The sequence below is a fragment of the Candidatus Avelusimicrobium stercoris genome (genome assembly GCF_002437085.1).
Lineage (GTDB): Bacteria > Elusimicrobiota > Elusimicrobia > Elusimicrobiales > Elusimicrobiaceae > Avelusimicrobium > Avelusimicrobium stercoris.
In genome coordinates this window covers 1-7351 of record NZ_DJOA01000048.1, presented here as the reverse complement: position 1 = coordinate 7351, position 7351 = coordinate 1, and the positions used below count along the sequence as shown (strand labels likewise).

8 protein-coding genes and 1 pseudogene are annotated in these 7351 nt (G+C 50.5%); 2 read left to right on the top strand and 7 right to left on the bottom strand.

Annotated features, from left to right (window positions below):
• Window positions 1-1343 (top strand): annotated as a pseudogene (locus tag B2118_RS07200) (hypothetical protein); the annotation flags it as partial.
• A gap of 85 nt (window positions 1344-1428) precedes the next feature.
• On the opposite strand, the gene epsC reads toward B2118_RS07200, so the two are convergent.
• The 7 genes from epsC to kdsA are packed head-to-tail and all read right to left on the bottom strand — an operon-like array spanning window position 1429 to window position 6442.
• Entirely contained in the window at window positions 1429-2256 is an 828-nt protein-coding gene (epsC, locus tag B2118_RS07195) for a serine O-acetyltransferase EpsC (protein ID WP_428054596.1), read from the bottom strand.
• Between the two features lie 9 nt (window positions 2257-2265).
• Window positions 2266-2985, bottom strand: coding sequence for an LPS export ABC transporter ATP-binding protein (lptB, locus tag B2118_RS07190; RefSeq protein ID WP_177745956.1), 720 nt, complete (start codon window positions 2983-2985; stop codon window positions 2266-2268).
• 12 nt (window positions 2986-2997) lie between these two features.
• Window positions 2998-3894, bottom strand: a complete 897-nt coding sequence (locus B2118_RS07185) for an LptA/OstA family protein (RefSeq protein WP_428054594.1) — start codon at window positions 3892-3894, stop codon at window positions 2998-3000.
• Entirely contained in the window at window positions 3891-4439 is a 549-nt protein-coding gene (gene lptC / locus B2118_RS07180) for an LPS export ABC transporter periplasmic protein LptC (RefSeq protein WP_428054592.1), read from the bottom strand. The genes B2118_RS07185 and lptC overlap by 4 nt, the downstream gene beginning before the upstream one ends.
• Window positions 4436-5434, bottom strand: coding sequence for a KpsF/GutQ family sugar-phosphate isomerase (locus B2118_RS07175; RefSeq protein ID WP_428054590.1), 999 nt, complete (start codon window positions 5432-5434; stop codon window positions 4436-4438). Before B2118_RS07175 ends, lptC begins: the two co-directional genes overlap by 4 nt.
• Before the next feature lie 4 nt (window positions 5435-5438).
• Window positions 5439-5618 (bottom strand): hypothetical protein, encoded by a 180-nt coding sequence (locus B2118_RS07170; protein WP_428054588.1) that lies wholly within the window; start codon window positions 5616-5618, stop codon window positions 5439-5441.
• Window positions 5615-6442, bottom strand: coding sequence for a 3-deoxy-8-phosphooctulonate synthase (gene kdsA / locus B2118_RS07165; protein WP_428054586.1), 828 nt, complete (start codon window positions 6440-6442; stop codon window positions 5615-5617). Before kdsA ends, B2118_RS07170 begins: the two co-directional genes overlap by 4 nt.
• Window positions 6443-6557: 115 nt before the next feature.
• Between kdsA and B2118_RS07160 the strand changes: the two genes are divergently transcribed.
• Window positions 6558-7013: a type IV pilin protein gene (locus B2118_RS07160; RefSeq protein WP_428054584.1), complete on the top strand. Its 456-nt coding sequence runs from the start codon at window positions 6558-6560 to the stop codon at window positions 7011-7013.
• Window positions 7014-7351: the final 338 nt, after the last annotated feature.

Genomic DNA, 7351 nt, shown 5'->3' with positions numbered 1-7351 from the left:
GCACAGAACAGGAAAAACGCTGCGCCTTAGATAAAAACTATACCACGGACGCGGCCACGGTCAATTTGGCCTCGTTAAGTACCAAGAACTTTAACTATACGTTAAAGAGCACAGGGATAGAAGCGGAGAGTAAAGGAAAATACGGCTATACATTAAAAATGCCGTCTTACCGGGACGGTCGCTTGTGCTGTGATAGTGCGGAACAATGCGCAAAACTGAATAAAAATTATCCTTTGTGCAGTGAACTTATCGCGAAAGCGGACTACACGAGCGGCGCGGAGTGTGCGGCAGATGTTCCAGAAACCCCGGATCCAACTTATGAATGTACAGCCTCAAAAGTAGTTTCCCGCAGTTGCCAAAGTGGGTGTGGTACGGAAACGCGTTCGGCTACTTGCAATGCCTCCAATGGTCAATGGGAATATGGAGAGTGGGATATTTCTGCTTGTACACCTGAACCTGCCTCAGAAACCAAAGCGTGTGGCGCGGGATACAGCGGCACCCAAACGCGCAGTGCCGTATGCAAAAATGGTGCTTGGGTAATGGGCGATTGGACGGGTACTTGTACCCCCACTTGCGATATGACCTCTGACGCTGTGCGTTACAGTGCGCAAAATTGTGAACAGGGCGGACATAATTCGCATTGGAAGAAGGGCGTTTGGAGTATGGATACTTGTTCTTGCACTTGCCCAGCGGGTACTACTATAGATGAGGAAGGCGCGTGCATTGAAATTATTTGCGATATGACTTCTCGTGATGTGTCAGACCGTGCGCAAAGTTGTAAAGATGGCGGACATAATCCGAATTGGAAGGCTGGGACGTGGAGTACCACCACTTGCTCCTGTACCTGCCCGGCGGATACTACTATGGATGAGGAAGGCGCGTGCATTATAAGTGCGTGTCAACATAATGACCCTGAAGGTAACTTAAGACGGTCTTGCGAGCGCAGTTCGGGTACTTGGAATTGGGATACTTGCGCTTGTGTTTGTCCTGCAGGTACTACATACCAGAGGAATATGTGTGTAAATTCTTCTTGTGCTAATGCAACTTACAAGGCTGCACATAAGAGCGAGTGCTGCCCGTTTGCCGCCACCACTGATACTGTGTGTTGGAAAATGGGGTGGACATTTGAATCTGAGAAGGAAATATATTGGGGCCCTACTTATAATCGTGGCTACTCGGAATGTGCGCCCTCCTACCCTACTGTTCCTTGCCCCGCTAGTAGTTGCGTGGAGGGGAGTACCTGTACCTATTTGTCTCATTATGGTTTTTGGAATGTTGGTGATACTGATTGTGTAGGTACCTTAGTTACCGAGAGATGTGATATCGTTAAAAATGGTTGGTAAGGAAGTTTTTTCCATATAAAACTGCCCCGGAGCACTGTAAAAAGTCTCCGGGTTGTTTTTTTTGTGGAATGATAATAGCGGGCCGCTAGGATATTTGGGAGTGAGGGGGGACGTCGTGGGTAATCCACTTGTTGGCGCCCAAAACACTGCCCTTGCCAATGGTTACGTTGCCCAGCACGGTGGTTTCGGCGTAGATGATGACATCGTCCTCAATATTGGGGTGGCGTTTAATACCTTTTACGGGGTTGCCGTGTTCGTCTAAGGGGAAACTCTTGGCCCCCAAGGTAACGCCCTGATAGAGTTTTACGTTGGAGCCAATCACGCACGTCTCGCCAATGACAACGCCCGTTCCGTGGTCAATAAAAAAGCCGGAGCCGATTTCCGCACCGGGGTGAATATCAATTCCGGTCAAATTATGGGCGTATTCGGTAACAATGCGCGGAATTAAGCGCACGCCGTTTTTGTGTAAAAAATGGGCCATACGCTGTAAGGTAATGGCGGTAATACCGGGATAGCACAAGATCGGCTCCACGGGATTTACGGCGGCCGGGTCGCCCTCGTAGGCGGCGGTAATGTCGGTAATCAGCAGGCGCTGGATATCGGGCAGGGCCAAAATAAAATTCTGCGTCAGTTGGTGGGCTCGGGCGTGGCAGGCATTGCAGTCCGACTTTTCCTTGCACAGAAAGCAAAGCGAGTTTAAAATCTGTTTTTCTAGCCGGGCGGCCAGTTGTTCCAGCGATGCCGGGCACGCCTTTTGCGCGGTGCACTCCAAGGGGTATTGGTACAGAAAATCTTTAAACGCGCAAAAGAGTTCTACCGTTTCGGTGGCGGAGGGGATAAACTTGGCCTTTTCGTAAAATTTTTTATCAAAAGTGCTTTTGAGTTCCTCGGTTACGCTGGAAAACGGATTCATAGAGCCCCCTTACATCTTAAAATCTTCCCCTAAATACAGGCGGCGGGCGTTGGCGTCGTTAAGCAAGGTGTTTTGGTCGCCCTCTACCAAAATTTTACCGTCGTAAATCAAATACGCGCGTTCCGTAAGCGGCAGGGTTTCGCGCACGTTGTGGTCGGTAATCAACACGCCGATACCCTTGTCTTTAAGTTTAAAAATCATATGGCGCAGGTCGGACACGGTAATCGGGTCAATGCCTACAAAGGGTTCGTCCAGCAAAATGATTTTGGGGTTGCTGATCATACAGCGCGCAATTTCCATACGGCGTTTTTCTCCGCCGGAGAGCGTCCACGCTTTTTGCTTGGCCAGTTTGGTCAGGCCGAACTCGTTTAACAGGGCTTCTACGCGGCGTTTTTGCTCTTGCTTGTCGTCCAAAATACGCTCCAACACCGCCAGCAGATTTTCCTCTACCGTAAGGCCTTTAAAAATGGTGGGTTCCTGCGCCAAATATCCCAGGCCGTGGCGGGCGCGCTCGTACATTGGCAGTTTGGTTACGTCGTCGCCGTCAATAAACACGCGGCCCTTGGTGGGACTGATAAAGCCGACCATCATATAGAAGGAGGTCGTTTTTCCGGCTCCGTTGGGGCCCAAGAGCCCGACGATTTCGCCGGATTTAACGTGAATATCCACCCCTTTTACGACCATACGGTCCTTGTAAACTTTTACAATTTGTTCGCTGCGCAGTTCCATAAGTAAAAACCCCTAAAATTTGGTGTTGGCGGAGGCTTCGTTGAGCCGGGGGGAGACCGCCCAGCCCTGCACCTTGCCGTCTAAAATTATTTTTTTGCCTTCGTTGTCGGACTGGACCTTATCCGCTATTATAGCAAATGTGCCTTCCTCACTTGTGCCGTGCACCAGCGGACGGGAACCATAGGCGTAAGACTCGTTATTGTTTCCGTCGTAAATGATGGTGTCGGCTTCCAAGGTGCGGAGCGAGTCCGAAGCCGAGGCGCCGCCCTCCAAGAGCAAATGGTTTTTTGCCTGGTGGTAGGTGGCCTTGTCGGCGGTGAGCGTTTGCGGGCCTTGCGGCGTGTCGCGCACGACGCGGACGTTTCCCTCTAAAATAAAAATCTGTTTGTTTAAATCAAACCCCGCCTTTTGCGCGTAAGCGGTGGCGGTACCGTTCTTTTTATCCGTGTAAATCAGGCGGATTTGTTTGCCCTTGTTGGCGGTTAAAAGGCCCTTTTGCGTTTTGTAGTTGTAGCGGGCGTAGTCGGCATAGGCCTGGTATTCGGGTGCGTTCTTTTCGGCTTGGCGCAGATAGACGTGTCCCTTGGCCGTAAAGCGGTTCAAGGCGCGCTCGGACAAGGCGTAATCGGAGCGGAAGCGGTACGTCCCGTTATCGTAGGAAACGTGCCCCTTAAATTCCTCTTGCTGTTTATCCTTGTAAATCACCCAACTGTCGCTTTGCACAAGCCCGCCCAACACTTCGGGCATTTTTTTAACGGCGGCTTTTTGTTTTAAATTGCGTTTGGCCTGCGTGAGTTGCTTTTTGGCGGGCGGAATTTTGATTTCCGGCCCTTGGGCGCGCACCGTCCGGCAGCCGCTAATCGCCACGGTTGCCAGCAAGGGGAGCAAAAGGAGCCATTTTGTCTTCATTTGTGTAGGATATCCTTATTTAGTTTTAATTCGTCCGTGCGCGCGGGCAAACGGGTTCTTTGTTTTTTAAGTTCAATTTTGGATAATTTGGAATCGGTTTCCACGCCGCCCTTGGCCGTTACCTTGGCCCCGCCGCGGGTGATGACTGTTTTGGTGTCGGACCAAATGCGGTTTTTATCTACATCGTAGGAAAATTGCTCGGCGGTGATAGTGGCATTTTCGGTTAAAGACTTTATTACGGCGTGTCCGTCAATGGATACCAGTTTGTGCGGGTAATCAAAGGTTCCCGTATCACCGGTTACCTGTACGCTGTCCTGCCCGTTTTCTTTCAGTAGCAGCACGGGGTTTTTTAGGGTGGCGCTCTTTAAGTCGGAAAAGTCCACCGCGTCGGCGCGGAGCACCCATTGTTTTTGGCTGTCTTTTGATTCAAAAATGGAAACCTGCGTAGCCAGTTGCATACCGGCGTCTTCGGTGGGAGAAAAAGTATCACTCCCGCCGCAGGCGGCTAATAAAGGCAGTAAACCAAACAAAAGGTATTTTCTCATTTTTTATCCAAAAACGCCAAGTATTCAATTAAATCTTTTTCGTCAATAATGCCCACAACCTTGCCGGATTTATCCAATACTGGCAGGTTATCCACGTGCGTGGCGTGAATCATTTTGGCCGCATCAATGGCGGGCACCGTATCCAAAATATGGTGAGGGTTCTTTGTCATTACTTCGGTAATGTTTTTGTTGAGCAGGTCCGCGCCCTTTTGCAGCAAACGGCGCAAATCTCCGTCGGTAAAGTATCCCAACAAATGGCCCTTGTTATCCACCACGCTGGTGGCTCCGGCGGCCCCGGTTTGTGTCATTACAAAGAGCGCGTCCTTAACGGAAGCCGTTTCGCGCACGGTGGGGTTGTTTTTGCCTTTGCGCATTAAATCCTTAACTTGTTGGGTAAGCAGTTTGCCCAAGGAGCCCCCCGGGTGAAAGACGGCGAAATCGCGCTTTTCAAAGTGTTTGATTTTCATTAAGCACAGCGCCAGCGCATCGCCCACGGCCAAGGTGGCGGTGGTGGAAGCGGTGGGGGCTAGGTTATATGGGCAGGCTTCGCGCTCAATGTGAATAGTAATGTGAATATCGGACATTAACGCCAGTTTGGAGTGCGCGTTGCCCGTCATACCGATAATGGTGAGTTTGCGGCGCTCCAAGGAGGGAAGAATTTTATTGATTTCCTCGGTCTGGCCGGAAAAAGAAATCGCCAAAATCACGTCGCCGGGCATAATCATCCCCAAGTCGCCGTGCAGGGCTTCCACCGGGTGCACAAAGAAAGACGGCGTGCCCGTAGAAGCCAGCGTGGCGGAAATTTTGCGGCCGATAATCCCGCTTTTGCCAATGCCCAACACCACTACGCGGCCCTTGGTTTTGGCGATTACGTCCACGGCCTTTAAAAATTGGTCGTCAATGCTTTTTTTGCTCAGTTCCAGGGCTTCCAGTTCAATTTCCAGCACGTGGCGGGCCATACGCTTTATGGCGGTTTCAGAAAATTCTTGTGTCATAGTTTCACCTGTTTATCCACGGGGTCGCTTCGGACGCGGGCCGTTGGGTTTTAAACGGCTCGGGCAAGCGGGCCGTTACAAAGGAAAAAGTAAAATACAACCCCGCGCAGAGTACCAAAAGCAGGCCAAGCAACACGGCGTGCCCTTTTAAAGACGGCGTCCAAACGGGGAGTTTACCAGTCATTTAAATTTTTTAACCAATTCGTCAATGGCGCACAATTCGCGCGTCATTTTGGCGGTCATTTTTAAGTCTAACGAGTTCGGCCCGTCGGACAAGGCGTGGTCCGGGTCCGGGTGCGCTTCAAAAAACACGCCCGCAATCCCAAGCGCGGTGGCCGCCTTGGCCAGTACCGGGGCCAACTGACGGTTTCCGCCCGTGGCCGAGCCCAGCGCGCCGGGCTTTTGCACGGAGTGCGTCGCGTCAAAAATGACGGGATAGCCAAACTGCTTCATAATTTCCAGCGAGCGCATATCCACCACCAAATCGCCGTAGCCGAAACTGGCGCCGCGTTCGGTGAGCAAAATTTTATGGTTGCCGCGGGATTCAATTTTTTTAATCACTTGTTCCATTGCCGCCGGGGCCAAAAATTGGCCTTTCTTCACGTTGACGGCTTTGCCCGTATCGGCGCAGGCCAAGACCAAATCGGTCTGGCGGCACAGAAACGCCGGAATTTGCAAAATATCGGCTACTTGCGCCACTTCTTCGGCCTGCCAAGGTTCGTGTACATCCACCACGAGCGGAAGGCCCGTAATTTTTTTTGCCTTGGCTAAAATTTCAAGCCCCTTGGCAAGCCCCGGCCCGCGGTACGCATCTACCGACGTGCGGTTGGCTTTGTCAAAGGATGCTTTTAAAATAAAAGGGTGTTTCGTCTTGGCGATAATGGCTTTTAACTTTTTGGCGGTATCAATATAGTGCGTTTCGCTTTCAATGACGCACGTTCCGGCCATAAATGCCAAGGGTAAAGTATTGGAAATCTTGTAATTACCTATTTTAATGATTTTCTGCATACCCATATCATAGCAAATTTTGCCCGCTTTCTATATACAGAATCCCCGAAAAACTTGTATTTTTGCGCCGGGTATTTTATACTATATCGGTAGATAACCCTTTTAGGAGGCTTTTATGAACAGAGGTTTTACCTTAATTGAACTTTTGGTGGTGGTGCTGATTATCGGCATTTTGTCGGCGATTGCACTGCCGCAGTACGAAACCGCGGTGGAAAAGAGCCGCGCTTCCGAAGCATTTGTAAACGGGCGGGCGATTGTGGATGCGATGAACCGCGCCTTGAACGAACGCCCCAACGATTTGCCCAAAACACGCTATGACCTAGACATCAAACTTTCCGGCGGGTCCTGGAATGCGGCAGGAAACCAATATACTACGAATTTGTTTGTGTATGATATGTCCAAGGGCGACCGCGTGGAAGCCACGCGCAACTTGGGCGGCTCCGAAAAATATGTGTTGACGTTCTTCAATAACTACAACGACGTAGCCACCCTGCGCACTTGCACGCCGACGGGTTCCACCGCCACGAATTTGTGCAAATCGTTTGCGGGTTCTGGATTTACCGTTAAATAAAGCAGTCGTTAATTTTTATTTTCCCCGGGAGAGTGTTTTATAATACTCTCCCGGTTTTTTGTTGTCGTTCCGGGGCAAGAAAGCCGCCCGCAGAGGAGTCGTCATCCCGTAGAGTCTTTATACGGGATCTCGTCGTTGCTGTGGTTGTCATTCCCGAGTGTCGTAGTCGGGAATCTGTTGTTTGTCGTTGTTGTTCTCTTACATAACGACAGATCCCCGACAGAAACCTTCGGGGATGACAAACGAAGTATGCTTCTTTGTTGTTTTTTGATTGGCTGTTAAAGGCCCTAAAAGGGCCGTATAAAAGAGTTTTTCTGTCTGGGTCCAAAAAAGGCTTG

What these genes read in the sequence shown, in the direction of transcription:
- B2118_RS07175 (WP_428054590.1), bottom strand. Translation starts at nt 5,434, where the DNA reads ATGACACAAGAATTTTCTGAAACCGCCATAAAGCGTATGGCCCGCCAC.
- lptB (WP_177745956.1), bottom strand. Translation starts at nt 2,985, where the DNA reads ATGGAACTGCGCAGCGAACAAATTGTAAAAGTTTACAAGGACCGTATG.
- B2118_RS07185 (WP_428054594.1), bottom strand. Translation starts at nt 3,894, where the DNA reads ATGAAGACAAAATGGCTCCTTTTGCTCCCCTTGCTGGCAACCGTGGCG.
- kdsA (WP_428054586.1), bottom strand. Translation starts at nt 6,442, where the DNA reads ATGCAGAAAATCATTAAAATAGGTAATTACAAGATTTCCAATACTTTA.
- B2118_RS07160 (WP_428054584.1), top strand. Translation starts at nt 6,558, where the DNA reads ATGAACAGAGGTTTTACCTTAATTGAACTTTTGGTGGTGGTGCTGATT.
- lptC (WP_428054592.1), bottom strand. Translation starts at nt 4,439, where the DNA reads ATGAGAAAATACCTTTTGTTTGGTTTACTGCCTTTATTAGCCGCCTGC.
- epsC (WP_428054596.1), bottom strand. Translation starts at nt 2,256, where the DNA reads ATGAATCCGTTTTCCAGCGTAACCGAGGAACTCAAAAGCACTTTTGAT.
- B2118_RS07170 (WP_428054588.1), bottom strand. Translation starts at nt 5,618, where the DNA reads ATGACTGGTAAACTCCCCGTTTGGACGCCGTCTTTAAAAGGGCACGCC.